Genomic DNA, 687 nt, shown 5'->3' on the forward strand with positions numbered 1-687 from the left:
GGGCTCGGACCTCGACATGGGGCCGGCGGTCGCCAATGCGGTCGAGCAGCTGCGCATCACCGTCGATCAGGCGGCGGTGCTGGCCGCGACCAACCCGGCGGCGTTCCTGGGCCTGTCCCATGAGCGCGGGGCGCTGGCACCCGGCCTGCGCGCCGATTGGGTCGTGCTCGACGCCGCGCTCAAGCCGGTCGAGACGCGGATCGCGGCGGCGGAGCCGGTCGCGGCATGACGGTCGCGCGCCGCGACCTTCTGCTGGGCGGTGCCGTGGTGGGGCTGGCGGGCGGCATCGCGCCTGTCCGGGCCTTTGCCGCCAAGGGCAGCCCGGTGGACGGCGCGGGCGCGCTCCCCATGCCCGCTCCGACGAACGTGCTTCCTGCCGCCTTGCCGGTGCAGGACGCCGCGCGCGTGCTGATGGATCGCGGCTGGCTGTTCCATGAGGGCGATATCGAACCCGCCCCGCTCGACAGCCACAATGCGACCTATATCTCGGTCAAGGCCGGGAATGCGCGCGGCGCGGCGGCCGTCGATTACGACGACAGCGACTGGCAGGCCGTCGACCTGCCGCATGACTGGGCCTCGTTCCAGCCCTTCGTAAAGACCGCCAATGTCGCGCAAGGTTATCGCCCGCGCGGGATCGGCTGGTATCCTGTCCCTTATACCCATCTGACGCTGCCGACGATCCTCCGC

Annotated in this window: 1 protein-coding gene; it reads left to right on the top strand. The window is 71.6% G+C overall.

Annotation, left to right across the window (positions count from 1 at the left end):
• Window positions 1-229, top strand: a 229-nt coding sequence (locus tag NS220_RS19000) for an amidohydrolase family protein (protein ID WP_153004394.1), incomplete at its 5' end; no start/stop codon positions are given.
• Between the last annotated feature and the right edge of the window lie 458 nt (window positions 230-687).

The organism is Microbacterium testaceum (assembly GCF_001476655.1).
Taxonomy (GTDB): Bacteria; Actinomycetota; Actinomycetes; order Actinomycetales; family Microbacteriaceae; genus Microbacterium; species Microbacterium testaceum_C.